Annotated in this window: 24 protein-coding genes, 4 tRNA genes and 1 pseudogene; 7 read left to right on the forward strand and 22 right to left on the reverse strand. The window is 55.4% G+C overall.

Annotated elements, in window-relative coordinates:
- Positions 1–5 precede the first annotated feature (5 nt).
- Complete coding sequence (gene dapF / locus B5D32_RS08190; RefSeq protein WP_078784575.1) at positions 6–884, reverse strand: diaminopimelate epimerase; 879 nt, start codon at positions 882–884, stop codon at positions 6–8.
- Positions 885–1,005: 121 nt separating this feature from the next.
- Between dapF and acpP the strand changes: the two genes are divergently transcribed.
- The 3 genes from acpP to B5D32_RS08205 all read left to right on the forward strand — a co-directional run bounded on the left by acpP (position 1,006) and on the right by B5D32_RS08205 (position 4,107).
- A complete protein-coding gene (gene acpP / locus B5D32_RS08195) occupies positions 1,006–1,242 on the forward strand; it encodes an acyl carrier protein (RefSeq protein WP_078784576.1) in 237 nt (78 codons plus the stop codon).
- Between the two features lie 40 nt (positions 1,243–1,282).
- Complete coding sequence (proS, locus tag B5D32_RS08200; protein WP_078784577.1) at positions 1,283–2,722, forward strand: proline--tRNA ligase; 1,440 nt, start codon at positions 1,283–1,285, stop codon at positions 2,720–2,722.
- A gap of 296 nt (positions 2,723–3,018) precedes the next feature.
- The gene (locus B5D32_RS08205) at positions 3,019–4,107 is read left to right on the forward strand and encodes a calcium:cation antiporter family protein (RefSeq protein WP_078784578.1); all 1,089 of its coding nucleotides are present in this window, start codon (positions 3,019–3,021) and stop codon (positions 4,105–4,107) included.
- Between the two features lie 191 nt (positions 4,108–4,298).
- Here B5D32_RS08205 and B5D32_RS08210 read toward each other — a convergent pair whose 3' ends face one another.
- The 14 genes from B5D32_RS08210 to B5D32_RS08270 all read right to left on the reverse strand — a co-directional run bounded on the left by B5D32_RS08210 (position 4,299) and on the right by B5D32_RS08270 (position 16,961).
- Entirely contained in the window at positions 4,299–5,759 is a 1,461-nt protein-coding gene (locus B5D32_RS08210; RefSeq protein ID WP_078784579.1) for a UDP-N-acetylmuramoyl-L-alanyl-D-glutamate--2,6-diaminopimelate ligase, read from the reverse strand.
- A gap of 229 nt (positions 5,760–5,988) precedes the next feature.
- Entirely contained in the window at positions 5,989–7,215 is a 1,227-nt protein-coding gene (locus B5D32_RS08215) for a carboxylate--amine ligase (RefSeq protein WP_078784580.1), read from the reverse strand.
- A gap of 280 nt (positions 7,216–7,495) precedes the next feature.
- Positions 7,496–9,346 carry an asparagine synthase (glutamine-hydrolyzing) gene (gene asnB, locus B5D32_RS08220; RefSeq protein ID WP_078784581.1) on the reverse strand — a complete coding sequence of 617 codons (1,851 nt, stop codon included), beginning with the start codon at positions 9,344–9,346 and terminating at the stop codon, positions 7,496–7,498.
- Between the two features lie 204 nt (positions 9,347–9,550).
- Positions 9,551–10,012: a Fe-S cluster assembly sulfur transfer protein SufU gene (gene sufU / locus B5D32_RS08225; RefSeq protein ID WP_078784582.1), complete on the reverse strand. Its 462-nt coding sequence runs from the start codon at positions 10,010–10,012 to the stop codon at positions 9,551–9,553.
- Entirely contained in the window at positions 10,009–11,223 is a 1,215-nt protein-coding gene (locus B5D32_RS08230; RefSeq protein ID WP_370755163.1) for an aminotransferase class V-fold PLP-dependent enzyme, read from the reverse strand. Before B5D32_RS08230 ends, sufU begins: the two co-directional genes overlap by 4 nt.
- Positions 11,204–12,286 carry a SufB/SufD family protein gene (locus B5D32_RS08235; RefSeq protein ID WP_078784584.1) on the reverse strand — a complete coding sequence of 361 codons (1,083 nt, stop codon included), beginning with the start codon at positions 12,284–12,286 and terminating at the stop codon, positions 11,204–11,206. Before B5D32_RS08235 ends, B5D32_RS08230 begins: the two co-directional genes overlap by 20 nt.
- 11 nt (positions 12,287–12,297) lie before the next feature.
- On the reverse strand, positions 12,298–12,486 hold the full coding sequence (locus tag B5D32_RS14900; protein WP_143402709.1) for a hypothetical protein: 189 nt from the start codon (positions 12,484–12,486) through the stop codon (positions 12,298–12,300).
- A 64-nt stretch (positions 12,487–12,550) separates the two neighbouring features.
- Positions 12,551–13,969, reverse strand: a complete 1,419-nt coding sequence (gene sufB, locus B5D32_RS08240) for a Fe-S cluster assembly protein SufB (protein ID WP_078784585.1) — start codon at positions 13,967–13,969, stop codon at positions 12,551–12,553.
- The gene (gene sufC, locus B5D32_RS08245; RefSeq protein WP_078784586.1) at positions 13,966–14,724 is read right to left on the reverse strand and encodes a Fe-S cluster assembly ATPase SufC; all 759 of its coding nucleotides are present in this window, start codon (positions 14,722–14,724) and stop codon (positions 13,966–13,968) included. Before sufC ends, sufB begins: the two co-directional genes overlap by 4 nt.
- 206 nt (positions 14,725–14,930) lie before the next feature.
- Positions 14,931–15,007, reverse strand: a tRNA-Asn gene (locus B5D32_RS08250).
- Between the two features lie 321 nt (positions 15,008–15,328).
- A complete protein-coding gene (locus B5D32_RS08255; RefSeq protein WP_078784587.1) occupies positions 15,329–15,814 on the reverse strand; it encodes a GNAT family N-acetyltransferase in 486 nt (161 codons plus the stop codon).
- A 109-nt stretch (positions 15,815–15,923) separates the two neighbouring features.
- Positions 15,924–16,619 (reverse strand): L-ribulose-5-phosphate 4-epimerase, encoded by a 696-nt coding sequence (locus tag B5D32_RS08260; RefSeq protein WP_078784588.1) that lies wholly within the window; start codon positions 16,617–16,619, stop codon positions 15,924–15,926.
- A 153-nt stretch (positions 16,620–16,772) separates the two neighbouring features.
- Positions 16,773–16,848: transfer RNA gene (locus B5D32_RS08265), tRNA-Gly, on the reverse strand.
- A 36-nt stretch (positions 16,849–16,884) separates the two neighbouring features.
- A tRNA-Asn gene (locus B5D32_RS08270) sits at positions 16,885–16,961 on the reverse strand.
- Positions 16,962–17,123: 162 nt separating this feature from the next.
- Here B5D32_RS08270 and B5D32_RS08275 point away from each other — a divergent pair.
- Positions 17,124–17,207, forward strand: a tRNA-Leu gene (locus tag B5D32_RS08275).
- A 164-nt stretch (positions 17,208–17,371) separates the two neighbouring features.
- Here the strand turns inward: B5D32_RS08275 and B5D32_RS08280 are convergent.
- Entirely contained in the window at positions 17,372–18,646 is a 1,275-nt protein-coding gene (locus B5D32_RS08280) for a tyrosine-type recombinase/integrase (RefSeq protein WP_078784589.1), read from the reverse strand.
- Between the two features lie 66 nt (positions 18,647–18,712).
- The gene (locus B5D32_RS15795) at positions 18,713–18,853 is read right to left on the reverse strand and encodes a helix-turn-helix domain-containing protein (RefSeq protein WP_478292484.1); all 141 of its coding nucleotides are present in this window, start codon (positions 18,851–18,853) and stop codon (positions 18,713–18,715) included.
- Between the two features lie 676 nt (positions 18,854–19,529).
- On the opposite strand from B5D32_RS15795, the pseudogene B5D32_RS08285 reads away from it, so the two are divergent.
- Positions 19,530–20,027: pseudogene (locus B5D32_RS08285) on the forward strand (type I restriction enzyme endonuclease domain-containing protein); the annotation flags it as partial.
- 46 nt (positions 20,028–20,073) lie between these two features.
- Here B5D32_RS08285 and B5D32_RS08290 read toward each other — a convergent pair.
- From B5D32_RS08290 to B5D32_RS08300, 4 genes are all read right to left on the reverse strand, one after another.
- A complete protein-coding gene (locus B5D32_RS08290; protein WP_159447014.1) occupies positions 20,074–20,259 on the reverse strand; it encodes a helix-turn-helix domain-containing protein in 186 nt (61 codons plus the stop codon).
- Between the two features lies 1 nt (position 20,260).
- Positions 20,261–20,683, reverse strand: coding sequence for an RNA polymerase sigma factor (locus tag B5D32_RS14910; RefSeq protein WP_143402710.1), 423 nt, complete (start codon positions 20,681–20,683; stop codon positions 20,261–20,263).
- A 341-nt stretch (positions 20,684–21,024) separates the two neighbouring features.
- Positions 21,025–21,348: a helix-turn-helix domain-containing protein gene (locus B5D32_RS08295; RefSeq protein WP_078784591.1), complete on the reverse strand. Its 324-nt coding sequence runs from the start codon at positions 21,346–21,348 to the stop codon at positions 21,025–21,027.
- A 157-nt stretch (positions 21,349–21,505) separates the two neighbouring features.
- Positions 21,506–22,066: a hypothetical protein gene (locus tag B5D32_RS08300; RefSeq protein ID WP_078784592.1), complete on the reverse strand. Its 561-nt coding sequence runs from the start codon at positions 22,064–22,066 to the stop codon at positions 21,506–21,508.
- A gap of 631 nt (positions 22,067–22,697) precedes the next feature.
- Here B5D32_RS08300 and B5D32_RS08305 point away from each other — a divergent pair.
- Positions 22,698–24,797 (forward strand): LPXTG cell wall anchor domain-containing protein, encoded by a 2,100-nt coding sequence (locus B5D32_RS08305; protein ID WP_078784593.1) that lies wholly within the window; start codon positions 22,698–22,700, stop codon positions 24,795–24,797.
- A gap of 49 nt (positions 24,798–24,846) precedes the next feature.
- Complete coding sequence (locus B5D32_RS08310; RefSeq protein WP_078784594.1) at positions 24,847–25,305, forward strand: hypothetical protein; 459 nt, start codon at positions 24,847–24,849, stop codon at positions 25,303–25,305.
- 242 nt (positions 25,306–25,547) lie between these two features.
- On the opposite strand, the gene B5D32_RS08315 is transcribed toward B5D32_RS08310, so the two are convergent.
- Positions 25,548–26,837 carry a glycoside hydrolase family 16 protein gene (locus B5D32_RS08315; protein ID WP_242943421.1) on the reverse strand — a complete coding sequence of 430 codons (1,290 nt, stop codon included), beginning with the start codon at positions 26,835–26,837 and terminating at the stop codon, positions 25,548–25,550.
- Positions 26,838–26,906 lie beyond the last annotated feature (69 nt).

Raw genomic sequence — 26,906 nt, forward strand, 5'->3', positions numbered from 1 at the left:
TTACATCATACCACACCGCGCGGTGCTTTGCAAGGCTGAATCAAAACGGTTCCGCTAAATGTTGCTGCGGCGTCGCCGGTCAAAAGCACGGTGTCGTCCCGCTGTACACACACCTCCAGCGTGCCGCCCGGCAGCTGTACTAAAATGGGCGCGCCGCGCGGACAGCGGCCTGTCAGCACCGCCGCCGCGGCCACGGCGCAGGCCCCGGTCCCGCAGGCCAGCGTGGCCCCGCTGCCGCGCTCCCACACCGTCACAGCCAGCCCGGTGGGACTGATGGGCTGGGCAAACTCCACATTGATGCCGCCCGGGAACGCCGGGTGGTGCCCCAGCGCACGGCCCCAGGCGGCCAGCTCCGCCCCGGCGGGCGGCGGCTCGTGCGTAAAAAGTACGCAGTGCGGGTTGCCCACGGCTACACAGTGCACCCTCCACGCGCGCCCGCCTGCGCAGAGCGGCACATCCAGCAGCGGTCCGCCGCCCAGCCCCACGGCCCCCACGGCGTCCGGTGCTGCCGTAAAGCGGCCCATCTCGACCTGCCACAGCCCGTCCCCGACCCGGTGCAGCACCCGCTGCCCGGCAGAGGGCGTGTCGATACGGATACAGTCCCGCCGCACGCCGTGGGTGTATAAAAATTCCGCCGCGCAGCGCACACCGTTGCCGCACATGACCCCCTCGCTGCCGTCAGCGTTGAACATCCGCATGGCCGCGTCGCCGTCGGCCCGCAGTGGGGGACAGAGGTAGATAACCCCGTCCGCACCCACCGAAAAATGCCGCCGCGACAGCTGCACCGCCCACGCGGCGGCGTCGGGCGGCAGCCCCGCAGCGCGGCAGTCAATGTAGATATAATCGTTGCCAGCACCCTGCATTTTGGTAAAATTCAGCTTCACTTGCCCACCTCCCCGCAAATCCTATGCAATGTGGCATAAAATTAACACTTACCCCCTTGACATTCACCCGCAGATACGCTATATATTAAATGTATATCTGTGTTTATAAAGGAGTTAAATTATGGATTCCGAAGTTTTCAGCCGCATCCGTGACTACCTGGCCGACCAGCTTGAGGTCGAGCCTGAAAAGATTACCCCCGACAGCGACATTGTCAACGATTTCGGCGCAGACAGCCTTGACGTTATTGATATGATCACCACCTTGTCCGACGAGTTCGGCGTTGAGATCCCCGATGAGGACATCGAGAACTTCCACACCGTCGGTGATGTGGTCAACTATCTGGAGGAGCGTATCTGAGCGCCTGTCCCCGGTTTTACAAAGTGTGAGGAAAAGAGAAATGGCAAACGATAAGAAAAAAATGGTCGAGGCGATCACCGCTCAGGAGGTCGACTTCGCCCAGTGGTACACCGACATCTGCACGAAGGCCGAGCTGGTCGAGTATTCCAGCGTCAAGGGCTTTGTTGTGCTGCGCCCCTATGGCTACGCCATCTGGGAAAACATCCAGAAAAATCTGGACGCCCGCTTCAAGGCCACCGGCCATGAGAACGTGGCCATGCCTGTGCTCATCCCCGAGAGCCTGCTGAAGAAGGAGGGCGAGCTGGTCAACGGCTTTGCGCCCGAGGTCGCCTGGGTCACCGCCGGCGGCAGCGACCCGCTGGAGGAGCGCCTTGCGGTGCGCCCCACCAGCGAGACGATGTTCTGCGACCATTTCAGCCATGTGCTGCACTCCTACCGCGACCTGCCCATGCTGTACAACCAGTGGTGCAGCGTCGTCCGCTGGGAGAAATCCACCCGTCCGTTCCTGCGCACCCGTGAGTTCTGGTGGCAGGAGGGTCACACCATCCACGAGACCGCCGAGGAGGCCAAGGCCGAGACCGAGCAGCAGCTGAACTGCTACGCCGATTTTGCCGAGCACGACCTGTGCATCCCCGTTGTCAAGGGCCGCAAGACCGACAAGGAGAAGTTTGCCGGTGCCGAGGCGACCTACACCATCGAGGCGATGATGAAGGACGGCAAGGCCCTGCAGAGCGGCACGAGCCACTACTTCGGTGACAAGTTCAGCCGCGCCTATGACGTGACCTTCACGGGCCGCGACAACACCCTGCAGTATCCGTTCCAGACCTCCTGGGGCGCGTCCACCCGCCTGATCGGCGCCATCATCATGACCCACGGCGACGACGACGGCCTGATCCTGCCCCCGGCCATTGCGCCCATTCAGGTCGTGATCGTGCCCGTAGCCGCCCACAAGCCCGGCGTGCTGGACAAGTGCCGCGAGCTGGCCGCCGAGATCGGCAAGTATGCCCGCGTCAAGCTGGACGACAGCGACAAGCAGCCCGGCTGGAAGTTTGCCCAGTGGGAGATGAAGGGCGTGCCCGTGCGCCTGGAGGTCGGCCCCCGCGACATCGAGAACGGCCAGTGCGTGCTGGTCCGCCGCGACACCCGCGAGAAGCAGTTTGTGAAGTTTGAGGAGCTGGCCACGGCCATCCCCGCCGCCATGGAGGCCCTGGCAAAGGACCTGTATGACCGCGCCCTGCAGAACCGCGAGAACCGCACCTACAGCGCCACCACGATGGACGAGGTCAAGCAGCTTGCCAAGGAGCACACCGGCTTTATCAAGACGATGTGGTGCGGCGACCTCGCCTGTGAGGAGGCCATGAAGGCCGACGCTGGCCTGTCCAGCCGTTGCATGCCCTTTGCCCAGGAGCACCTGAGCGACGTCTGCCCGGTCTGCGGCAAGCCCGCCCAGAAGATGGTCGTCTGGGGCGTAGCGTACTAAGGCAACACCGCACAATTCCCGCCTAACGGCTTAAGCACCGCTCCGGCGGCTGCGGCACGGCATCTGCGTTGCCAAAATGCTCGATAATACACAAAGTATTATCTGCGCTTTTGGCTTAGCAGCTGCCGCACCTCGCTCGCCGTATCGGCACTTAGAATTATGCGGTATTGCCCTAAGAAAAAAGCGGTGCCCCGGCACCGCTTTTTTGTTTACAACCGTAGGGGCGGATTCCATATCCGCCCGTCAAACGGCGGCACGGCTCGGGCGGATATGAAATCCGCCCCTACGATACAACGATGAAAATTTTAGCTGCAACTTTATTAGTCTACGCCCTCGGCCTGCTGTTTACAGCGGTGGGCAGTCGGCTGGCGGGGCGGTGCACTACCTGGTGCTGCGCCCTGCTTGGGCTGCCCATGTGGGTCGTGGGCGGCACGGTGGCACCGTTCTGCCTGGCGCTGCCGCAGCTGATGCTGGCATTTCTGGCGGCGGGCATGTCGGTCACGGCGCTGGCCGTCGGCACCGCACTGGCGGGCGCTGTCACGAATCTGGGTCTGGCGCTCTCCGTCTGCCTGCTGCGCAAGAGGCACTGCGCCGTGGCGGACCGGGACGAGTTCTGCCGTAAATGCCTGCTGCTGCTGGCGGCCTGCGGCGTGCTGGCCGTGTTTGTGCGGGACGGCGAATTGAGCTACACCGGCACCGGACTGCTGATGCTGCTGTTCGTGCTCTTTGTCATGATGAGCATTGTGTTCCAGCACAAATTCACCTACGGTGATACGATCAAGGCGGTCTCCACGTCCGAAAAGCACCCCAGCCCGCAGCTGGCCGCGCAGGAATACGGCTACACCGCCCACACGATGGCCTTCCCGGTCATGAACGTTCGGAACGCACTGACAAATCTGGCGGGCGTCGTGGGCGGGCTGGCCCTGCTGGCGGGCGGTGCACAGGCGCTGCTCTACAGCGCCACGACGCTGGCAAACCTTACAGGCACGATCCAGGCCCTCTGGGCGGCGACGCTCATCAGCTTCGGGTTCTGTATCCCTCTGCTGGTCGAGGCGCTGAATCACCCGCTGGGCTCGGTCTGGAAGTGGTTCTCGGTTCGCTGCCGCTACTACCCGCCGGATTCGCTGCCCATCCAGCTTTTGAACAGCGCGATCCTGAACCTGACGCTGGCGCTGCCGATTTCCAGCCTGATGTACCGCCACAAGCTGCCCGTCGGCGCGCAGTTCCGCAGCTATGAAGTCCCCGTCTGCGCCGCCATGGCGCTGGTGCTGTTGCTCCCGCCGCTGTGCAGGCACAAGCTGAAGCGCGGGCAGGGGTGGGTGTGTTTGGCGCTGTATTTTGCGTATCTGGCCGCCGCGTTGTTGCTGCCAAGAGCCGGGGCGTAAAGGATGTATGCTTCTGCTGTCGAAAACTTGTGCGGAGGGGTCAAGACCCCTCCCTACGATACCGCTTTCCAGGGTTCTGTAGGGAGCGGTCTTGACCGCTCCGTGCCCGCTTACCATTGCAACATACAATAAAAACCCTGCAACGCAACAGCGGCCCACACTTCGTATCTCCCGAAGTGTGGGCCGCTGTTTTATTTGCTTATCTCCGCGCAAGCCTCTTTAATGATCTCCCGCTCGACGAAATGCAGCTTCTTGCCGTTGATCAGCTGGTAATCCTCGTGGCCCTTGCCCGCGAACAGAACGATGTCGCCGGGCTCGGCCATTTTCACCGCGGCATAAATCGCCTCGCGGCGGTCCGTGATGCAGGTGTAGGGTGCGCCGGGAGCCATGTGGCCCGCAATGTCGCGGATGACGTCCTCGGGCGGCTCGTTGTCGGGATTGTCACTCGTGATGATCGTATAGTCGGCGTAGGCGCTCGATGCGTCGGCCAGTTCCTTGCGGCGCACCTGCGTGCGGCCACCCACCGACCCAAATACACAAAGTAAACGGTGCGGATCGTACGCCCGCAGCGTTTTCAGCGCACTGGTCAGGGCCAGCCCGTTGTGGCTGTAGTCCACAATGAAGGTGCGCCCGGGCAGACCCTCGACGACTTCAAAGCGGCCCTGCACGGGGGTGTGGACCAGCGTGGCGGCGGCTTGAGCAGGCGTCACGCCGAACGCGCCGCACAGTGCGACGGCGCACAGCGCATCCGAAGCGCTGAACGTGCCGGGGGACATGACCTCGATGTGGGTCGTTTCGCCCGCGTGTACGCAGTCAAAGTCAACGCCGAGGGCGGTCTGGCTGCGGTACTGTGCCAGATTCTGCCCGTGATAGTCGGCGGCATTCTGGATGCCAAAGCTGATCTGTTCGCCTTTAAAGCCCTCGCGCATGAAAGCGCTGTAGGGGTCATCCACGTTGTAAACCATCGTGCGGGCGTTGTATTCTGCAAACAGGCGGCGCTTGGCGCACTTGTAGTCCTCAAAATCGGGGTGCTCGCCGGGTCCGATGTGATCCTCCGACAGGTTCGTGAAGGCCACGACCTCAAACGGCACGCCGTCCACGCGGTGGTGGCGCAGCGCCTGGCTGCTGACCTCCAGTACGCAGTGGCGTACGCCCGCATCCAGCATCTTGCGGAACAGCCGGTGCAGCTCGAGACTCTCGGGCGTTGTATTGGCGGTAGTCTCGTGCACGCCCGCAATGTCCACGCCGTTGGAGCCGATGTAGGCGCAGGGCAGACCGGCCTCGGTCATGATGGCCGAGGTCAGCAGGGCGGTGGTCGTCTTGCCCTTTGTGCCCGTAATGCCGATGAGGTGCAGCTCGTCGGCGGGGTTGCCGTAGAAATCCGCACCGATGACGGCCAGCGCCGCGCGAGTGTCGTCGGTGACGATCTGCACGGCGTCCGCGGGCAGGCCGACCCTATGCTCCACCAAAAACGCACGACAGCCGTTTTGGTAGGCGCTTTCGGCGTAGGTATGCCCATCCAGCCACGCACCGACAAGGCAGACGAACAGCGAGCCGGCGCAAGCCTTGCGGGAGTCGTAGGTGATGGCGGTGATGTCCGTTTCGGAGGCACCTGTGTGGGAGATACGTTGGACAAGGTCGTTTAGCTTCATGATAACGTCCTTTTTAAAATAAGAAAGAATAAATAATAAATAATAAAGAATGTGGAGTTTTCTCCCTTTGGTCGAAAACGAAATCCGTAGGGGCGCATTCTATATGCGCCCGCGGAAGTTTGCCTTGCCGCAAGCGGGCACGGGCGGATATGGAATCCGCCCCTACGCTTTTTGAGCGGAGCGCCAGCGACGCGATTCACCACATTTATTATTTCTTATTTGTTATTTATTATTTGTGTACCGGGTAATACGTCTTAAACTTCTTGAACTGCCTTCTCAGCTGCTCCAGCACGCAGGCATAGCGCACGGGGTTCCACAGCAGGTCGGGCTTGTACAGCAGACTGCACGCCTCCTTGCCCTGCGCTTTCAGCGCCTTGGCGCGGGCGACGAGGTCCTTGTCCTCGGTGTAGGTGAAGGCCACCTGCGCGGGGACGTGGTGCCAGAACACCTCATTCTTGTTCAGCACGCAGTCGGTGCCGCCGTCGTTCCACTTTTCCACAACCAGCCGGGCAATGTTCATGCCGGTGGCGGTCACATAGTAGTTGCTGCGGCCCTGGCGCAGGTTGATCTCAAACACGCGGTAGTCGCCGGGGGTGCCGCTGTACTTGATGTCAAAGTTGGAAAAACCGGTGTAGCGGCAGGCCTCCAGCATCTTGCGGATGTTCTCCACCAGCGGCAGGGAGGTCGTGTCCTCACTGACGATGGCGGCATGGTTGCCCAGGCCGTGGGGGGTGTGCTCCTCGACCATCGTATGGCCAAGGCACATGGCGCGGACCTTACCGTTCTCGTCGGAGAACGCCGTCAGCACGCGCATGTGGTCGTCGCCGCCCGGCACCATCTTCTGCAGGACCATGCGGTCCGGGTAGCCGCTGGCATAGATCGTTTTGACGATCTCGGCGGCCTCGGCGGGGGTGGCGGCGGTGTAGACCTTCTTCATCGTGTCAAACGGATGCTTCCAGTAATCAACGCTGGACGACGGCTTGACGATGATGGGGTAGGCAAAGCCCAATTTATCCTCGGTCAGCTCGGCGGCATCGACAGGTGCGGTCAGGATTTTCGAGTCGGGGTAGGGGATGCCGAACTTCTCGCAGACCTCGTAGAACTCGGCCTTTTTCTGGATGGAGCCGTACAGGTCGGCGGCAGGGCCGGGGGCGATATACTCGGTCAGCTCGGCCTTGCGGCGGATGATCATCGCGGCGTAATCGTCGGTGCAGCCGAACAGATAGAGCCGCTTGCCCTTATGCTGTGCCGCAAACTCGTGCAGAATGCGCAGCATCGTGTCCTCGTTGTCCATATCGGGCACGGTGGTAAAGTGGATGATTTTGGAATACTTGGTCGGAGCCATCGGGTAGCGGCCATAGGCGTAGCTCTCGACGCCGTAAGCCTCATGGAACGCCCGGGCAAAGTTGTAGCAGTTCAGGTCTGCACCAAGGAATACAGGGATAATGTCGGACATGGTTATGTGCATCTCCAATTTTCAATAGGATTTTGTTCAAATAATAAAGAATAAATAAGAAATAATAAATATTGTGGAGTTTTCTCCCGCTGGTCGAAAACGAAATTTGTAGGGGCGGATTCTATATCCGCCCGTACCCGTTTGCGGCGGCGCATACTTTCGCGGGCGCATATGGAATGCGCCCCTACGGGATTCTTTTGAGCGGAGCGCAGCGACGCGGTCCACCGCATTTATTATTTATTATTTCTTATTTTTTATTTGGAAAGCATCGCTTTCCCGCTCACGCATCAAACTTCTCAAAGAACTGCTCATGCCAGGTCAGGAAGGTGTAGGCAGTCCAGATCTTGCGGCGCTCGTGCTTGGGGTCGGCCAGCATGGCGACGAGCTTGTCCTGGTCGAAGTACTCCGCCGCCACATCGCTCGTGAAGCTCTTGCGCACCTTGGCGGAAAACGCCGGGTCCTCGAGCCACTTGGCAATCGGTACGGGGAAGCCCTTCTTCGTGCGGTTGGCCCAGGCGTCGGGCAGGGTCTTGTTGGCAGCGGTGCGCAGCACGGCCTTCGTGTCGCCGCGCAGCTTGTAGCTGTCGGGGTAGGTCTGGGCCTCGCGCAGGACCTCGCGGTCCAGATAGGGCACGCGCAGCTCAAGGCTGTGTGCCATGCTCATCTTGTCGGCCTTCAGCAGAATGTCCCCGGGCAGCCACAGATTCAGGTCAAGGTACTGCTTCTTTTCCAGCTCGCTCAAGTCCTTGACGCGGTCATAGATCGGCGCGGCGACCTCGCGGGCCGTGGGGCCGACGCGGTACTTAGGCTTCAGAATGTCGTAGGCATCCTTCTCCTCAAAGACGTGCGCCTGGCCGATGAACCAGTCCTCGGGGCGGCCGCTGCCCTTGATGATGAAGTCGTGCCCCTTGAAGTAGGGCAGGTGCTGGCTGGCATCGCTGGCCAGATGGCGCAGCGGCGCGGGGATGTGCTTATACTTCTGCATCAGCGGGGTGTCGGCGTACCACTCGTAACCGGCGTAGATCTCGTCCGCGCCCTCGCCGGACAGCACCACCGTGACATGCTGGCGCGCCAGCTGGCACAGGAAGTAGAGCGGTACGCTGGACGGGTTGGACTGGGGCTCGTCCATGTGGTACTGGATGTCGGCGAAGGCGTCGAGGCACTGCTCTTTCGTCAGCATCTCGCGGTAGTTCTTGATGCCGAGCTTCTGGCTCAGCTCGCCCGCCTCGGTGGTCTCGTCAAATTTATGCGTGCCGTCGGGGCTTGCAAAGCCGACGGAGAAGGTCTCGTCGGGCATCAGGCAGGCCGTGATATAGCTGGAATCGACACCGCCGGACAGGAACGCGCCCAGCTTGACGTCGCTGATGCGGTGGGCGGCCACGCTCTCCCGCACGCGGGCATCTATCTCATCGGCGGCGGCCTCGTAGGAGAGCGCCGTGGGGTGGCGGAAATCGACATCCCAGTAGCGCTCAATCTGCATCTTGCCGTCCCTGTAGGTGAACCAGTGGGCCGGGGGCAGCTTGTAGGTCCCCTTGAAGAACGTCTCGTTCATGGCGCTGTACTGGAAGGTCAGGTAGGGGCGCAGGGCCTCGGCGTTGACCTCGCGGCGGAAGCCGGGGTGCTCAAGCAGGCTCTTGATCTCGGAGCCGAACAGCAGCTCGCCCGCGTCAGTCTGGGTATAATAGAACGGCTTGATGCCGAAAATATCGCGCGCACCGTACATCTCGTTCGTTTTCGTGTCCCATACGACGAAGGCAAACATGCCGCGCAGCTTGGCGGCCAGCGCCGTGCCGTACTCCTCATAGCCGTGGATGATGACCTCGGTGTCGCAGTGGGTCTTGAAGATGTGCCCCTTGGACTGCAGCTCGGTGCGCAGGTCCATGAAGTTGTAAATTTCACCGTTGAACACGCAGACAACGGTGCCATCCTCATTGTACATGGGCTGCTTGCCTGCGGCCAGGTCGATGATGCTCAAACGGCGGAAGCCCAGCGCAATGGCCGTGCGCGGGTCGTCGCCGCTGATATGGTAGCCTTCCATATCGGGGCCGCGGTGGATAATGCGGTCCGCCATTCTGTGCAGGATGGCCTCGCGCTGTTCACGCAGACCGGTAAAGCCAACAAAACCACACATGGTACATTCCCTTTCTCTCTATAGGCGCAATCATAGGATTTTAACTTATATATTTGTATATTGTACCACAGATGCGGGGAAAAGAAAAGTAGACGGGGAAAATATGTGAAGAAAAGTGAAGCGCAAAATGGCTTCCCCCACAGGGGAAGGCCTGACAAACAAAAGCGGCAGGATGCCGAAACATCCTGCCACAGAAATATAACGTTACGCTTCCTCTTCCGTCGTCACCTTATCGGTTTTCCCCTCGCCGTCCAGTGCTTCTTCCAGCGTGTGCCAGGCCAGCACGGCGCACTTGACGCGGGCAGGGACGTGGGCAATGCCCTGCAAAGCGGCTACGTCCTCCAGGTCGTCCAGTTCCTCGGGCGTGATCTTGCCCTTGATCATCTGGAAGTACAGGCTGATGAGGCGGTGCGCGTCCTCGACGGTGCGGCCCTTCACAAGGTCGATCATCAGCGAAGCCGACGCCTGCGAGATGGCGCAGCCGCTGCCGATAAACCCGGCGTCCTCGATTTTGCCGTCCTTCACGCGGAGCTGCAGCGTGATGTCGTCACCGCAGCTGGGGTTGACACCCTCCAGGCTGTGGGTCGCCCCCTCGACGGGGTGGCGGTTCTCTTTGCTGCGGCTGTTCTCGGTAATGATCTGGGTATACAGTTCGTTCAGGTTCACAGGCCCATCACCTTTCTGACATTTTCAAGATTTTCCAGCAGGGCGTCCACGTCCTCGGGTGTGTTGTAGATCGCCACGCTGGCGCGGCAGCAGCTGCCGATGCCCAGGAACTCCATCAGGGGCTGGGCGCAGTGATGCCCGGCGCGCACGGCCACGCCGCCCGCGTCCAGAATCGTCGCTACATCGTGGGGATGTACGTCGTTGACATTGAAGCTGACAACGCCGTAGCGGCCCTCGGCCACAGGCTCACCGTAGACGGTCAGCCACGGCATGGCGCGCATACCGGCCAGCATACGGTCCAGCAGCGCATGCTCATGGGTCTCCATGGCCTCCCAGCCGATGCCCTTCATATAGTCGATGGCGGCGGCAAAGCCGACCTCGCCGCCGACGTTGCGGGTGCCGGCCTCAAACTTGCGGGGGCCGTCGGCCCAGGTCGCGCCGCTTTCATGCACAGCGCCGATCATATCGCCGCCGCTCATGAACGGGGGCATCTTTTCCAGCAGTCCGGCGCGTGCGTACAGCGCACCGACGCCCATGGGAGCGTACAGCTTGTGGGCAGAGCAGGCCGCAAAATCCACGTCCAGCTTCTTGACGTCCACGGGGGTGTGGGGCGCGCTCTGGGCGCAGTCCAGCACGACCACAGCGCCCACGGCGTGGGCACGCTTCACAATTTCTTCCACAGGCGCGCGCAGACCCAGCACGTTCGAGACCATCGCCACGGCGACGACCTTCGTCTTGGGAGTGATTTTTTTGTCCAGCTCCTCGGTGGTCAGGCGGCCGTTCTCGCCGGGATACATATAAACCAGCTTCGCGCCGGTGGCCTTGGCCACACGCTGCCACGGCACCATGTTGGAGTGGTGCTCGGCCACGGAGATGACGATTTCATCGCCCTCATGCAGAAAATTCATGCCGTAGCTGTAGGCGACGAGGTTCAGACTCTCCGTCGTGTTCTGGGTGAACACGATCTCGTCGTCCTCTGCGTTAAAGAACTGCGCTACGGTGTGGCGGGCTCCCTCGTGGGCGTCGGTGGCGCGCATGGCCAGCTCGTAAACGCCGCGGTGGGGGTTCGCGTTCTCTTTCGTATAGTAATCGACCACCGCGTTCAGGACCTGCATGGGGTGCTGGGTCGTGGCGGCGCTGTCCAGATAGACAAGGCGATTGCCGTTTTCGTCGGCAGCCAGAATCGGAAAATCAGCCGTCCAGTTCATCATTCAGCCTCCGTGCAACATTTTCACGTACTTCATCCTGCAAAGAATCCAACGGGATCTTATCAATGGCCGGGGCAAAGCGGGCGTCCACCATCAGGCGGCGGGCCTGTGCTTCGCTCAGGCCGCGGGAGCGAAGATAGTAGAGCTTGCTCTCGTCGAGACGGCCTACGCTGGCGGCGTGCTGGCCCTCGACCTCCTCCTCACCGCAGAGGATGAGGGGGGCGGTACGGTTGCGGGCGCTGGGGCTGAACAGCAGCACGTCCTCGCTCTCATGGCCGACGCCGCGCTTGGCACCGCGCTGGAAATCGACAGTACCGCGCAGAATTTTATCGGCGCTGCCGGTCAGCACACCGGCGGTGTGCATCTCGCACAGGGTATCCCTGCCGGTGTGGACGGACACATCGTTGAAGTCCAGCACGTCATTGCTGTGGCCGAAGTAGACGGCATCGAGATCGTACTCGCACTTGTTGTGGTTCAGCAGGGTGCGGGCACCGCAGGCGACGACGGAGCCGCCCAGCTCAATGCGGACCTGCTCCACGCGGGCGGAGGTACCCTGCTCAATGGCAACGGCGTTCCAGCGGCGGGCACGGTTGCCCAGCAGCTGCACCTGCACCAAAACTACATGCGCACCCTCGGCGGCGCGGATGCGGGTCAGGTTGGCGGAGACGCCGCCCTCGGCATCGCCGCGCACGACCTGTACGACGGTCAGGCTGCTGCCCGCCGCCGCGTCGATGGTCAGATAGGTCAGTGCGTGGGGGTGGTCGGCGTCGAGCGCCGTCTCAAACACGACGGGCGCGTCGGCGGTGCCGGTCACGGCCAGATGGTTGACAAGGTTGGCGTTTGCGGCCAGCCAGGCGTCGGTCTCGGCACCCATGCCGCTGGCGGCAAAGCTGCCGAAGTCAGCCGCGGCGGGGGCCGTCACACCGGCGGGCAGGGCAGGGGACAGCGCCTCGGCCTTAGCCCAGCCCGCGGCGGGCACGGCAGGCAGTGCCGCCGACGCCGAGGCATAATTCACGCCCAGCGGATTCCAGGTGGAAACCGGGAGGCGGTTCATGGTTGTAGTCATAGCAATATCACCTAAATATTATCTATTGCAAATAATAAATAAAAAATAATAAATAATAAATGTGGTGGAGCGCGGTGCTGGCGCACCGCTCGAAATTCCTCTGCCGCCGTAGGGGCGCATTCTATATGCGCCCGCCCTGCCGTTGGCAAGGTGCCACGGGCGGATATGGAATCCGCCCCTACGGTTTTGTTTTCGACCATAGGGAGAAAACTCCACATTCTTTATTATTTCTTATTTATTATTTTTTATTTCTGACGCATTGCGTCAGCCAATGCTTCCCTTCATCTCCAGATGAATCAGGTTGTTCATCTCCACCGCATATTCCAGCGGCAGCTCCTTGGCGATGGGCTCGGCAAAGCCGCCGACGATCAGGGCGCGGGCGTCCTCCTCGGTCATGCCGCGGCTCATCAGGTAGAAGATGGCCTCCTCGCTGATGCGCCCGATCTTGGCCTCGTGGCCGACGTCCACGGCATCACAGCGGATGTCCATGGCCGGGATCGTGTCGGAGCGGCTGCGGTCATCCAGCATCAGGGATTCGCAGCTCACGCTGGACTTGCTGCCCCTGGCGTTCGGCAGCACAACGACGGACGAGCGGAAGTTCGACACGCCGCCGTCGCGGGCAATGCTCTTGGTGGAAATATGGCTCGTCGTGTTCGGCGCGGCGTGCACGACCTTGGCACCGGTGTCCAGATCCTGCCCGGCACCGGCAAACGTGATGCCGGTGAACTCCATGCGGGCACCCTCGCCCTGCAGGACGCTCATCGGGTACAGGCAGCCCGTGTGGGAGCCGAACGAGCCGGAGACCCACTCGATCGTGCCGCCCTTTTCGACCCGCGCACGCTTGGTGTTCAGGTTGTACATATTCTTGGACCAGTTTTCAATCGTGGAGTAGCGCACGCGCGCACCCTCACCGACGAAAATCTCGACGCAGCCTGCGTGCAGGTTGGCGACGTTGTACTTCGGGGCCGAGCAGCCCTCGATAAAGTGCAGGTATGCGCCCTTGTCCACGATAATCAGGGTGTGCTCGAACTGGCCCGCGCCGGGGGCGTTCAGGCGGAAGTAGGACTGCAGGGGAATGTCCACATGCACGCCCGCCGGGACGTAGACGAAGGAACCGCCGCTCCACACAGCGCCGTGCAGCGCTGCAAACTTGTGGTCCGTGGGGGGCACGCACTTCATGAAGTGCTCCTTCACCATGTCGGCGTAGGGGCCGGTCAGGGCGCTCTCCATATCGGTGTAGACGACGCCCTGCGCTGCGACCTCCTCCTTGACGTTGTGGTAAACGACCTCGGAGTCGTACTGTGCGCCGACGCCCGCCAGGCTCGAGCGCTCGGCCTGCGGAATGCCCAGACGCTCAAACGTGTTCTTGATGTCATCGGGCACTTCGCTCCACTTGCCGCGCATCTCGGTGTTGGGGCGCACGTATGTGACGATATTGCGCATGTCCAGCCCCTCCAGGGACGGGCCCCAGTTGGGAATGGACGCCTTGTTGTAAATGTCCAGCGCCTTGAGGCGGAATTCACGCATCCAGTCGGGATCGTGCTTTTCTTTAGAGATCTGCTCCACGATCTCTGCCGTCAGGCCGGAGTTGACCTCAAACGCCGCGTTGACCTTGTCCTTGATGTCGTAGACACTGCGGTCAATCTCGGCGACCTCGGTCTTTTCAGTCTCGAAGGCTCTCATTTGGCTTCGTCCTCCTTCAGCGCGGTGAAGCCTTCCTCAATGATCTCATTGACGAGGCTGCCGTCGCCGGTGCGGACAATGCGGGCGTCGTCCAGCACATGGACGTAATCGACCTGCAGACCCTCCAGGATCTTGGCGTTGTGGGTGATGATGATGAGGGCGTTGTCCGCGTTGTGGTACGCCTTGATGCCGCTGGCAACGGTCTTGACCGCGTCAACGTCGAGGCCGGAGTCGGTCTCATCCAGCAGGGCCAGCGCGGGCTTGAGCATGAGCAGCTGCAAAATCTCAGCCTTCTTCTTCTCACCGCCGGAGAAGCCGACGTTCAGATAGCGGTCCGCGTAGGACGGGTCCATGTTCAGGGCCTCCATCTGGGCGGCCATCTCGCGGCGGAACTTCATGACCTTGACGGGCTTGCCGGTCACAGCACCGGCAGCCGTGCGCAGAAAGCTCTCCAGCGTGATGCCGGGGATCTCCTCCGGCGTCTGGAAGGACAGGAACATACCTGCGCGGGCGCGCACGTCGGCGGTCTCGTGGGTGATGTCCTGCCCGCGGAAGATGATCTGGCCGCGGGTAACGGTGTAGCGGGGATCGCCCATCAGGGCGCTCATCAGGGTGGACTTGCCGGCACCGTTGTGACCCATCAGTACGTGGGTCTCACCGGCGTTCACCGTCAGGTTCAATCCGTCGAGAAGGACCTTATTTTCCTCACCGACGACGACCTGTAAATCTTTGACTTCCAGCAGCGGGCTGCTCATGGAAAAAACACCTCCAAGTGGTATAACCGGGTTTTTGGGCACAAGTGTCCCCCGGATAGTTTTGCTCTACCGAACTATACTATACTATTTTTATAGGGATTGCAAGAGGGGAACGCAAGAAATTGACACAGAACGATGAAATCGGCCAATTTTCAGCCGATTCGGGGCAAAACAAAAAGGCTCGAAGCGAATGCTTCAAGCCTTGATGGCTGCCCCAGTCCGACTTGAACGGACGACACCCTGATTAACAGTCAGGTGCTCTAACCAACTGAGCTATGGGGCAATATTCAATTGCTGTCGCCGTCAGACGACTTTTATAGTATAGCAACCTCGAGCGCCATTGTCAAGTGGATTTGCGAAAAAAGTTGAAAAAGTTGAAAAAGGCCGCTCTGCCGCAGCGGGGCGTTTCAGCGGCGAGCTCTGATTTATGGCAATACCGCATAATTCTAAGCGCCGATACGGCGAGCGAGGTGCGGCAGCTGCTAAGCCAAAAGCGCAGATAATACTTTGTGTATTATCGAGCATTTTGGCAACGCAGATGCCGTGCCGCAGCCGCCGGAGCGGTGCTTAAGCCGTAAGGCGGGAATTATGCGGTGTTGCCTTATCAAAACGAAAGCCGCATCTGGTGCCACGCGGCATTTCCATGGGTGGATTTGTCCGTCACACCCTCATCCTGAAACCCGAATTTTGCGTAGTAGGGGAGCAGCCGCTCCTTGCAGGTCAGCACAAGCCCCTTGCGGCCCTGCTGCCTGGCATCGGCAACGGCCCGGCGGAGCAGCTGCCCCGCGCAGCCGTGCCTGCGGTACTCCGGCAGCGTGTTGACACCGAAGATCATCTGCCACGCGCCCTGCTCGTTGTGCAGGGCGGCGTCCTCGTACATCACATCCGTCAGGTCCGGCTCGTCCGTGACAAAGCCGTCCACGAAGGCAAGCAGCTTATCCCCCTCATACAGCAGCCAGAAGTGATTGCCGTAATACTGCACTCTGTCGATAAATTCCTTCTCCGTCGCGGCCTCTGCGGGCGGAAAGCATGCCGTCTCCACAGCGGTCAGTGCGGCAATATCCTTCCGGGAAGCGTGCTTTATAACCATGCGTTGTTCCTCCTGGGGACATAAGCTCTTACCCCTCTGCTATACCACAAAGGCATCGGCCCCCGGGCGTTTCAATACCAGAGATTTCAATACTTGAGAAAGAACCTGTTTACTTTTGCCCGTAATAAGCGTTGGGGCCGTGCTTTCTCATAAAATGCTTGTCCAGCACATGCTGCGGCGCGGGCAGGGCACCGGGGTCGACGGTCAGGGTCAGGATCGCCATGCGGGCGACCTCCTCGAGCACAACGGCGTGGTATACGGCCTGCGCGGCATCCTTGCCCCAGGTGAAGGGGCCGTGGCTGGCGCAGAGCACACCGGGCACATACAGCGGGTCGATGCCGCGGGCTTTGAACGTCTCGACGATGACCTTGCCGGTGTTCTTCTCGTAATCCTCGTCGATTTCCTCCGGCGTCAGCTCCCGCGTGCAGGGGACAGGGCCGTAAAAGTAATCGGCGTGGGTGGTGCCGAAGGCGGGCAGGTCGCGCCGCGCCTGGGCAAAGGCTACCGCGTGGGTCGAGTGGGTGTGCACGATGCCGCCCAACTGCGGGAAGGCCCGGTACAGCTCGAGATGCGTTTTGGTGTCGCTGCTGGGGTTTAAATCGCCCTCGACCTTGTTGCCGTTCAGGTCCATAACAACGAGCATAGCGGGCGTCAATTCGTCATATTCCACGCCGGACGGCTTGATGACAAACAACCCCTTTTCGCGGTCAATGCCCGAAACATTGCCCCAGGTGTAGGTCACAAGCCCGCGGCGGGGCAGCTGCATATTGGCCTCGTAGACCTGCTGCTTGAGTTCTTCCAGCATAGTGTACCCTTTCTGTGCCCGGCCCTGCCGGATTTTGGATGCTACCTTGATGTTACCTTTATTATAGCAGGCACTGCGGCAACTTTCCAGACCTGTTTTGAAAAAACAAAACAACCCCGCAGAAGCGATTGCTTCTGTGGGGTTGTTGCTAAATGGAGCGGCCGACGAGGCTCGAACTCGCTACCTCCACCTTGGCAAGGTGGCGCTCTACCAGATGAGCTACGGCCGCATAAAAAATCACCGAAGATAACTCGGTGATTTTTGTTGGCTGCCCCAGTCCGACTTGAACGGACGACACCCTGATTAACAGTCAGGTGCTCTAACCAACTGAGCTATGGGGCAATATCCCTGACGCCGTCAGGCGACGCTAATTATTATAGCGGCATGAAAACCGTTTGTCAATGCCTTTTGACAAAAAAATCGGAAAATTTGTCCGCAAAATCCCGGCGCGGATGCCTTGACAATTTGGCATGGGGCTGGTATACTAGCAAAGTACCTACATACGCCGGTGTGTTGGAATTGGCAGACGAGACGGACTCAAAATCCGTTGGTGGTGACACCGTATGGGTTCGACCCCCATCACCGGCATTCCTTATACCTAAGCCTTTTAGCGGCTTAGGTATTTTTTGTGTGGCAGACAAGATTTCGGCTTGTCTGCCATTTTGTCTGCCACTTTTACCCCAAATGGCAGACAAAACGGATTTATTTTCCGTTGGTTTTGGCGGACAAGTTCGCCCAACGGAGTTTTTCTCCTAAGCGATTTTTCGTTTGGGAGATTTCTTCTTTTCGGGAAGTTCGCCAAGGTTGATTTTGCTGGCAATCATATTCGCGGCTTCCATCTTGCTGTCCACGTCAATGTGGGCGTAAATATTGGCCGTGGTGGAAAAGCTGGAATGCCCCAGCCACATCTGTACCTCTTTCATCGTGACTTTGTTCTTGATGAGCAGACTGGCGCAGGAGTGGCGGAGGTCATGGTAGCGAATCGGGCGAAAACCATTCTTCAAGAGCATTTCGCGGAAAACCCGTGTCACATAGTCCGGGGTCACAAGATGCCCCATATCATCAACGCAGATATAGTCCTTATATTCCTTGCAATAGCTGTTGCCGCAAAGTTTCATTTGCTGGCGCTGGCGTTTTTGGGCTTTCAGTAAAGCTTGTTCAACTGCGGGAATCAGCGGCAAACTGCGGAAGCTGGACTTGTTTTTCGTCCGGCACTTGGAAACGTCCACCATTTTGCCATCCACATTGATGCGTTCAAAGGTGCGTGAAATCGTGACGATTTTCCGTTCAAAGTCGATGGCCGACCATTGCAGACCGATTACCTCGCTGCGGCGCAATCCATAGAACGCAGCAAGCATGACAGGAAGTTCCATTTTGGTATTTGCAAAAATAGGCAGCACTTCCATCAATTCATCCGCTGAATAATAGCTGGCAACAAAGTTGTCTTTTTTGGGGCGCTCCACTTCGGCAGCCGGGTTATAGGGAATCAGTTTGAGTTTTACTGCGTCCGACAAAGCCTTGCGGATGTTGGCATGGTAATGGAGAACCGTGTTCCCACTTACTCCACGCTTGTTGATTTCATGGGTGTAGAACATCTCAATATCCAGCACCGTGATTTCATTCAAGCGTACTTTCCGTGCGGAAAAATACGGCGCAATCCACGATCTGACATTTTGGCAATAGCCGGAGTAAGTGACCTCTTCCCAACTTTTGCGTTTCCATTGCAACCAAAATTCAAGATAATTGGAGAACAGCATATTGGGATGTGGTGTATTCCAACTTTCCTCGGTATCTTCTGTGGCGGCTGCGGCGACGCGCTCTTTTACACCATGCACTTCTTCTCCGGCGCTGGCCGCGCGAATCATCGTCTGGAGCAGCGCCTTGGCCTTAGTTGCATTGCGGTCGGTGGACAACCCCGTACTCAGCGTTTTGCGGTTTCGTTTTCCTTTTTCATCCGTGGGCAGATTCAGAACCACATAATAGAATCCGTGTTTTTGCGTAAGATAGCCTGTAACTTTCGTTTTCATTGCGTTGCTCCTTTCCGACTATCTAACGGTATAGATGGCATCTATATGATAGCGGATATATGCCTTTTACTCCACACTGTCGGTTGTCGCATTGACAGTGTTGCAATCTTCGGGTGTTTCGTTCTGCAAAAAGCGAATTACGTTTACCTTGGGGATGCGGTAACTGCGCCCAATGCGAAACGCCTTGATTTTCCCTGCATTCAGCATACATATGCCGTTTTCTTACTCACGGGCCGCGAACCGCCCAGCATCTCGCAAAGCTGTGGTACGTCCACCACATCGGGATATTTGCGGAAAATTTCTCGCTTTCCAATCGGCTCTCCCATAGTCGTCAACTCCTCTCATAATAATTGCGGATTTAATTCCACAAGCATAGCGGCCACTTGTGGAAAACAAGTGACCGCCATAATCTGAAATTAAATTGTATATCCTATTCGACACTACTTCCCGGATATAAGGGCGAACCACCGACCTGGCTGCTGGAAACAGCTCCCGCTTCCTGTACCACATTGTTGGCAGTACCGCCGACGCCTTGAGAGCATCGCCACGGTGCGTATCATGATTGCTGGCCCTTCGCTTGAGGTATGTGTTCCACGCCACCTCTCCCGCCTCTGGGGGGCGCTCCACCGCCGTGAAAGCAGTATCATCGCGTCAGAGCCGGGACGCACCTGCCGAAGCGCTCCTTGGGTTGCGGCAGGGCCAGTTTTATGTAGCCGGTGATTCGGATATTCTGCTTTCAAGGTTCTCAAGGGGAGAGGGTCTTTTTTGTCCCTCTATATATATCATCGCAATTAAAAGCCAAATCGTGCAAAAAAATCAAAAAAATTTTATAAATTTTACTATAAGCCCCCAAAAGCTATCAAATTTTGCTATAATAAAGCTAGAATTGCTGAAAAAATTGATTGCGGAGCAGGTGCAGATTTACCGTCACACCAATGTGGTAAAGTCGCAGAAGTTCAGCGAAATTATGCAGCGGGCAATGAACTCTTATCTTAATGGTATGCTGACCAACGAGCAGGTCATAGAGGAACTTTTGAACCTTGCAAAACAGATGGCAACAGCCAACAAAGAGGGAGAGCAGCTTGGCTTAACGGCAGATGAATTGGCATTCTATGATGCGTTGACAAAGCCGCAGGCAATCAAGGACTTCTACGAAAACACGGAACTTATTGCTATCACTAAAGAACTGGCAGATACATTGCGAAAGAACCGTACTATAGATTGGCAAAAGCGTGATTCTGCGCGAGCCAAGATGCGTATGATGATAAAGCGTTTGCTCAAAAGGCACCGCTACCCGCCGGAAGGGATGGACGATGCCGTGCAAACCGTTATGACCCAGTGTGAACTGTGGACAGATAATAACGATATGGAATCAGCCTAAAAGAGAAAGTGGCCGCCGCACTGAATTGCGACAGCCACTTTTTTAGTTAAATTTTGAATGCGGATACAGCCCGCACAAATTCAAGAATCAAGGACTGATATAAATCTTCATCGAAGTGTCCTTGTATAATGCTGCACTTTTTCAGCAGAGGATCGTAGCGATTAAGCAATTTCTCCATCGCCTTTTCATTCCCCTGCTGGGCCAGTAAAAGGGTGTTTTTGAACATTCCCATTTTATTTTTCCTCCATTGCTTTGCGAATTTTGTCACAGGCGCTGTCACGGCGGCGCCTGACCGTACTGGCATCAACTCTCAACTTAGCAGCCGTAGCCGTAACGGAAAGACGGTCAATGTACAAGGCTATCATAACCTCGCACTCTTTCAGTTCCAGTTTGGGCAAATATTTTCGAATAGCTTCCCACATCAGCTTGGATTCAATACTTTCCTCCAATGAATTACCTGAGCGCATGGATTGAGATTCAATATCCGAATCACAATCTTCAATCGAGCACTCATGTTCCTTAATCTTCATTAGTGCGCGGATATAATTTGCTCGCTGATTGTATACCACTCTTGTCAAATAGCTTGTAAGGCGCGCGGCTAATTCTGCATCCTCGCCGTAAATCCAATACTTATCGGCAATATTTTTCTTTGCCATCGTAAACCTCCTGAATTTTGAGTTTCATTGAATAGACCTCAAAACTCGGAGGGGCGCGGGCAGAAAACGGCGGTCCTCTGCCGCCAAAACAAAACAGAAACAAAAAAATACGCCAGATGGTTATAAAAACCATCTGGCATACGAATAATATACGAAAAACTACGCGACGAAGGGACTTTTGAAAGGACACAGTAGCGCTTGAAGTTTTCCCTGCCTTAATACGGCATGACTCCGCTTACCGGAGCGTCAAGCACATCTGCCATGCAATACGCCTTTCCACTAAATAAGCCCTATAAAAAGAAAAGCCCGGCAAGCCAAAACTTGTCGGGCAGAAAGTGGATTTACTTTTCTTCCATCCAACCAAGGAATGTCTGCAATTTCTGTATGTCACCGTCATCGAGGTCTTGCAGTCGGTTAAAAATGTTGATACGGTCAGTTTCGTCCCCAGCACCGGTAAAGAATTCCTGCGGGGTTACGCCGAGGTATTCACAGATGCGCAGAAATTCGTGCATTGAGGGCAATGCCTTGCCGATTGAAATACTGCGCATATAGCTGCCGCTTTTGCCAAGGTCAAGGCTCATTTTATGTTCAGAAACGTGGAGGCGATGGCGCAGCTGCGTGATGCGCTTACGGACAAAATTCTCATATTCGGCTACCTGTAGCAAGCAGATACACCCTTTCCCATTTATACTATAATATGTAAATATTGTAATATAAATCGCGGTAGAGCGTTCAGCATTGATGTATCAGTTTTCGCGGGATTGCCAATTTATTGACGATTGAATACTGAATTTTGAAAAAAGTTTTTTCAGGCGTGGTGTATCAGATAAGCAGCAGGTCGGGAAAGCGCAAAATATGGTCGATATGAGCAATCGCCCCGGCTAATGTATCAAAGCGCCCCTCGCACGGATCGGGCACCTCAGTTAAGGTAGTGGGGTCTGCCGTAAGACCGTTTTTCTCCAGCCACGCATCAAACGCCTTGCGCATCGCTGCGGCGTTGGCGCGCTTATTCTTGTCGGTGGCACACTCATCGAGGTAGATAATGGCATCATATTTGTGGGCTGCGGTGTTATGGGTAATTTCAGCAAAGGTGAACCTGTTTATATAGATATGGAATAAGAGTTCCACCCCCAACTTGTGCAGCTCGGTTTCTGCGCGCTGGCGCTCGGAAATTTGCGCTTTTTCGCCCAACGCAGTGCGCAGCTTCCGGAACAATTCATCCCCGTTTGCAGGATAGAACGCAGTACCCTTGGTGTCCTCAATTTCCTCAAAGCAGTACGCCTGCCGCGAGGGCGACAGCATCCCCTGTTCAGCCAGCTGTATGGCATCGACAAGATCCTGCCGATAGGATTGCGATAACGACATTGCGAATTCCTTTTTCATAAAAGATCACTCCTTGTTTATAATTGGTGAATCTAGTATGAATTATAATTCTTATTCGTGTCGAAATCGCTCGAAAGCAAGGATACGAAGGGGAAAATTCATACAACAATCATCAAAAAGAAAAGGAGCAGTTTCCAACAAACATCTGGTATCACGATATGCTAGTAATGGAAGAGGTAATGCGTTTAGAATAGTGACCGACAATATTTTGAACGCTACTTGTGGTTTTATGGAGAATCTGCTATAATATCTATGTTTATTTGTGAGGAATGGAATTGATATTCTTTTCTTACTAAAATTACGGAAGGAGGGCTTGACAATGATGCTCAAAGGCGCGAAAATGGCTCGGCTCGGCTCGGCTCGGCTCGGCTCGGCTCGGCTCGGCTCGGCTCGGCAGTAGTATTGCGCCTTTTATTCAGTGTGTCAAGCTCTATTACATCAAATCGTCAGGTAAAATCCGGAAGCAGGGTGAACTATGCCCTGTTTTCGGATTTTTTCTTTTGTGGGAAGGGGGAACACTACTGAAACTTTACGCCTGATTGTCAGGTATTGCGGATGCTTCAATCTATTTTATCGGTACGCTTACTGCGGCAACAATTTTTGATGATTCAAACACACAGGAGGAATGAAAATGAAGAAAAAAGTTCTTAGCCTTCTGCTAACGCTTTGCCTTGTCATGACTTTCGTACCAATGGCGGCGTTTGCAGCGGAAGCTAACAAAATTTCAATCACAACAGTAGATGAGCTTTTGCAATTTGCAAAAGCTGTGGACAATGGCGAATATGACGATAAAACAGATGCGGTTGTATCGCTGGATGCAGATTTGGATTTAACAGGTGTTGCGTGGACACCAATTGGCAGCGTATTTGCTGCTGATGGAACTCTGCAGCATTACTTCAGCGGCAAATTTTACGGAAACGGGCATACGATTTCCAATTTAGATTTTTCCGAAAATTATGGAAAAGCAGAGTATCCTTCTTTCGGATTTTTCAGTGAGGTTTACGGCGCTGAAATTTCCGGTTTGACAATTCAAGGCAAGCTGGATGTGTCTAATTCAGGGTATGTCTATTTTGGAACGGTAGCGGGCGCTGCGGTAGACAGCAAAATTTCTGACTGCGTTTCAGATGTGTCGTTCACGGATAAAGACAAAAATATTAACGGCACTGCGGCTTTGTGCGGATATGCGATAAATAGCACAATTGAATACTGCCAAAACAAGGGGGATTTTTCAGTAATGAAGGACACCTCCCAATTTTGGATGGGCGGTATCGTAGGTCGTGCTGAAAACAGTACCGTGCAGTATTGTGTTAATACAGGCGATATGACCTCTTGGACACCCTATACCGGCGGAATTGTTGGGCAGCTGTATCAAGCCTCAAAAATTATCAATTGTTATTCCACCGGGAAAATGGTTCCTCTTGGCAATGGAACTACGGATTTCGGCGGCATTGCAGGCACAGTTGGTGCAGGTACAGAAATCAGACATTGCTATTTCGCTGGTGAAATGGATTTATCTCAATATACTGCGACTCCACCTTATAAGCGTTTGGGCGGTATTGCAGGCAATGTTTCTTCTGATACACCTGTTTTTGGAAACAATTATTTCGTGGAAACTGAAAATGTCCCTGCTTGCTTTAAGTATCCGGATGCTGGAACAGCAAAGACCCTTGAATATATGAAAACCGAGGATTTTTGTAATGAAATCAATGCTGCCGGTGGCAATTATCGATTTAATTCAAATGGCACACCTATTCTGCCAGCACCGAAATATGCAGTTTCTTTTGTTGTAACACCTACCGAACTGACAAATGTTATCATCAAAGTGAACGGTCAGGAAGTAACAAACCCCGCCAATTTGGAGGCAGGTACTTACCCTGTCAAAGTAAGCGCAGATAATTGCGAGGTTTTTAATTCCAATATTACGATTACGGCTGATACAGCAACTCATACGCAGACCATTGCAATGACTTATTTACCTGCCGACTACACTAAGGTCGACGAAGCCATTGCCAAGGCAGATGCTCTGAACAAGGACAACTACAAGGATTTCTCTGCTGTAGAAACTGCTGTCAATGCTGTTGTCCGTGACAAGAATATCACTGAACAGAGCGAAGTGTATGCCATGGCGCAGGCTATCGAAGATGCAATTATTGCCCTGCAATACAAGGACGCTGATTATACTAAGGTAGATGCAGCCATTGCCAAGGCAAAAGCACTGAACAAAGACAACTACAAGGACTTCACCGGCGTGGAAGCCGCTGTCAAAGCTGTTGTCCGTGACAAGAACATCACTGAACAGAGCGAAGTGGATGCAATGGCGAAGGCTATTGAAGATGCTATTGCTGCCCTGCAATACAAGGATGCCGACTACACCAGAGTCGATGCAGCCATTGCCAGGGCAAACGCACTGAACAAAAATGATTACAAAGACTTCTCCGGCGTAGAATGCGCCATCAGAGCAGTTGCACGCGGCAAGAACATCACTCAACAGGCAGAGGTTGACGCCATGGCAAAGGCTATTGAAGATGCCCTTGCTGCCCTGCAATACAAGGACGCTAACAAGACAACACAGCCCACACCGGCACCTGCTGCAACAGCCACACCTCAGTACACCATTCCGCAGACCGGCGACACAAGCAACCCTGCTTTGCTGGTTGTCCTTATGCTTGTCAGCGGTAGTGCAGCCATTGGAACAGCCGTTGTTGCCAGCAAGAGAAAGAACAACAGATAACTGAACAGCCCCCGTTCCATCTTCCGGGCAAAGCAAAAGCGCCGCAGCGATGCGGCGCTTTTCTATTGCCACAAAGCAGCAAATAGCGGGCTTTCCCATCATAAGCGACAAAGTTATATTCCCAACCGTCGTAAAGCCCCTCATATCAAATAAAAACGTCCAAAATCGCCCCGAAAGCGAACAGTTTCGGGAGATGTTGGGCGTTTTCTATTTTCAAAAGCAAATCCGCAAACCCGGCGCGGGCAAGGATGTGATGCAAATGCCCCGTATGCCGAAATATCTCAAGAGAGAATGGGCGTTCTTTCTTGGAGATTGCGGACGGAAGAAATATAACCCGCTACCCAGCGACAAGCTGCTGAAGGGGATGCAGCTCATCCACAACAAACCGTTCTTCCGGATACTTGCCCGGCTGAACATACAGAATACGGATTTTGTTTTCGTTAGACATTGCAATAACTCCTTTTTGACAATAAAAATACCGCTGTATCGGGTGATACAGCGGGGGTGACAAAGAATATGTGTATTCATACATTAATACGGCATGGCTCTGCTTACTGGGACGTCAATCACTTTTACCATACAATACGCCTTTCAAATAAATAAGCCTACCCGAAAGAAAAAGCCCGGCAAGCCAAAAACTTGTCGGGCCAAAAGCAGACTCACGGTTCTTCTATCTAACCAAGGAATAGCTGCTTTTTTTGTATAGCATTGTTATCAAGGTCTTACAGTCGGTTATTAAATCATCTATCTTCAATTAGTTTGAATAAACCTCCATTGGCTTGTCCAATATGTTGTTGGCACATTCCCATACTGAATCAGCCATTGGTAATCTTCTGTATGGATCGAATAATCCGGCTGCCAACGATTGATTAGTCGCGTATAGCCATCAACCTCCGACTCTGTCCACTGTGCGCTCCACCATGTTGTTGGAACCTCGCCATGCTCTACATAGCCGGTCAAATTTTCAATATGCAGGTATTCGCCGGTTTTACAGTTTTTCAGCAAAACATAGTCACCGCGCTTTACCTTTTCCCATTTTGCATAGGCTGCATTTTCATCGGTGAGAGGACCATACTTCACTGCGGTGCTGTCCGGGTCGATGTACATATAGTGACCAGTCTGACGATTCTGGATGTTGTACTCCTTTGTCACCTTCTGGTAACCTTCATTGGATTTCCACACACGGATGTAATCTACTGCCCATTCTTTGGGCCAGACATCGTTGTGTTCGCCAGAGCCGGCGTCCGTGTAAATGTTGAGGATCATTCCCATGTCATAGTCAGGTGCGCCCTCAATCGTGTAATAGAGTTCATTGTCATAGTAGAATTTCAGGCTGTCAGGCGTCCAGTCTACCGCATAGATATGAAATTCGTTAGAGGGATCACCAGAGGGAAGTGCAGAATCAGTAATCTGCCAGTAGTTTAGGAAGTTGGGGTCATTCCAGCCATAGGCTGCAATTCGCCAGTTGTTGCTACGGCTGAAGAACGTTTCGAGAATATCAATCTCGCCGGTTTGCTTTGAGTTAAACCAGTCATCTGTGTCCTGCTGCATACCCACAAGCCACCAAGCCTGATGTCCGCCGCCACCACAGTTTGCGAGTTTTGCGCGCATTTCAAAATAGCCATAGGTGGTTTTGTAGCCATACCAAGTTTCACGGTTATGGTTGTCAGATGTGCCGCTGAAATTATGAATCCAACTCTTGTCAAAGGACATAATAGCGGAAGATTTCACGGCTCCGTCATGTGCAGGGCACCACGCTTCTTGGTCCTCGGTGATATACTCGACTAAGCAGCCATCCTCAATACGATAGTTTGCTTTTGCCGTTGAGGGGTCCTCACACCAATGAGGCAAATAATAGTCTGTCCACTTTGTGGTATCCAAAGTCGGCTCGTTGAATTCTTCTTGAAAATCCAATGTATAGCCTTCTTTTGTCGTGGGGTTTGCGGGATAGTCCTCGGCATACGCCGTTGTGCCAACAAATGTGACACAAGCCATGAACATGAATGCAAGTGATAAGAACTTGTAGATGTTGTGTTTCACAATAGTATCCCCTTTCCTAAGCGACTCATTTTGTTACCATAAAGTAATTAAATTTCACCTCCCGGCACA

The organism is Gemmiger formicilis (assembly GCF_900167555.1).
GTDB classification, from domain to species: Bacteria; Bacillota; Clostridia; order Oscillospirales; family Ruminococcaceae; genus Gemmiger; species Gemmiger formicilis.

Bases quoted from the DNA above. Each gene is read 5' to 3' on its own strand.
- B5D32_RS08255 (WP_078784587.1), bottom strand. From the start codon at position 15,814: ATGGTTATAAAGCACGCTTCCCGGAAGGATATTGCCGCACTGACCGCT.
- sufB (WP_078784585.1), bottom strand. From the start codon at position 13,969: ATGAGAGCCTTCGAGACTGAAAAGACCGAGGTCGCCGAGATTGACCGC.
- B5D32_RS08300 (WP_078784592.1), bottom strand. From the start codon at position 22,066: ATGAAAAAGGAATTCGCAATGTCGTTATCGCAATCCTATCGGCAGGAT.
- B5D32_RS08210 (WP_078784579.1), bottom strand. From the start codon at position 5,759: ATGAAGCTAAACGACCTTGTCCAACGTATCTCCCACACAGGTGCCTCC.
- B5D32_RS14910 (WP_143402710.1), bottom strand. From the start codon at position 20,683: ATGGCAAAGAAAAATATTGCCGATAAGTATTGGATTTACGGCGAGGAT.
- sufC (WP_078784586.1), bottom strand. From the start codon at position 14,724: ATGAGCAGCCCGCTGCTGGAAGTCAAAGATTTACAGGTCGTCGTCGGT.
- B5D32_RS08260 (WP_078784588.1), bottom strand. From the start codon at position 16,619: ATGCTGGAAGAACTCAAGCAGCAGGTCTACGAGGCCAATATGCAGCTG.
- B5D32_RS08215 (WP_078784580.1), bottom strand. From the start codon at position 7,215: ATGTCCGACATTATCCCTGTATTCCTTGGTGCAGACCTGAACTGCTAC.
- asnB (WP_078784581.1), bottom strand. From the start codon at position 9,346: ATGTGTGGTTTTGTTGGCTTTACCGGTCTGCGTGAACAGCGCGAGGCC.
- acpP (WP_078784576.1), top strand. From the start codon at position 1,006: ATGGATTCCGAAGTTTTCAGCCGCATCCGTGACTACCTGGCCGACCAG.
- B5D32_RS08310 (WP_078784594.1), top strand. From the start codon at position 24,847: ATGCGGCGCTTTTCTATTGCCACAAAGCAGCAAATAGCGGGCTTTCCC.
- B5D32_RS08230 (WP_370755163.1), bottom strand. From the start codon at position 11,223: ATGATGAACTGGACGGCTGATTTTCCGATTCTGGCTGCCGACGAAAAC.
- B5D32_RS08235 (WP_078784584.1), bottom strand. From the start codon at position 12,286: ATGACTACAACCATGAACCGCCTCCCGGTTTCCACCTGGAATCCGCTG.
- B5D32_RS08290 (WP_159447014.1), bottom strand. From the start codon at position 20,259: ATGGGAATGTTCAAAAACACCCTTTTACTGGCCCAGCAGGGGAATGAA.
- B5D32_RS08305 (WP_078784593.1), top strand. From the start codon at position 22,698: ATGAAGAAAAAAGTTCTTAGCCTTCTGCTAACGCTTTGCCTTGTCATG.
- proS (WP_078784577.1), top strand. From the start codon at position 1,283: ATGGCAAACGATAAGAAAAAAATGGTCGAGGCGATCACCGCTCAGGAG.
- B5D32_RS08205 (WP_078784578.1), top strand. From the start codon at position 3,019: ATGAAAATTTTAGCTGCAACTTTATTAGTCTACGCCCTCGGCCTGCTG.
- B5D32_RS14900 (WP_143402709.1), bottom strand. From the start codon at position 12,486: ATGGTCGAAAACAAAACCGTAGGGGCGGATTCCATATCCGCCCGTGGC.
- B5D32_RS15795 (WP_478292484.1), bottom strand. From the start codon at position 18,853: ATGCTGAATGCAGGGAAAATCAAGGCGTTTCGCATTGGGCGCAGTTAC.
- B5D32_RS08280 (WP_078784589.1), bottom strand. From the start codon at position 18,646: ATGAAAACGAAAGTTACAGGCTATCTTACGCAAAAACACGGATTCTAT.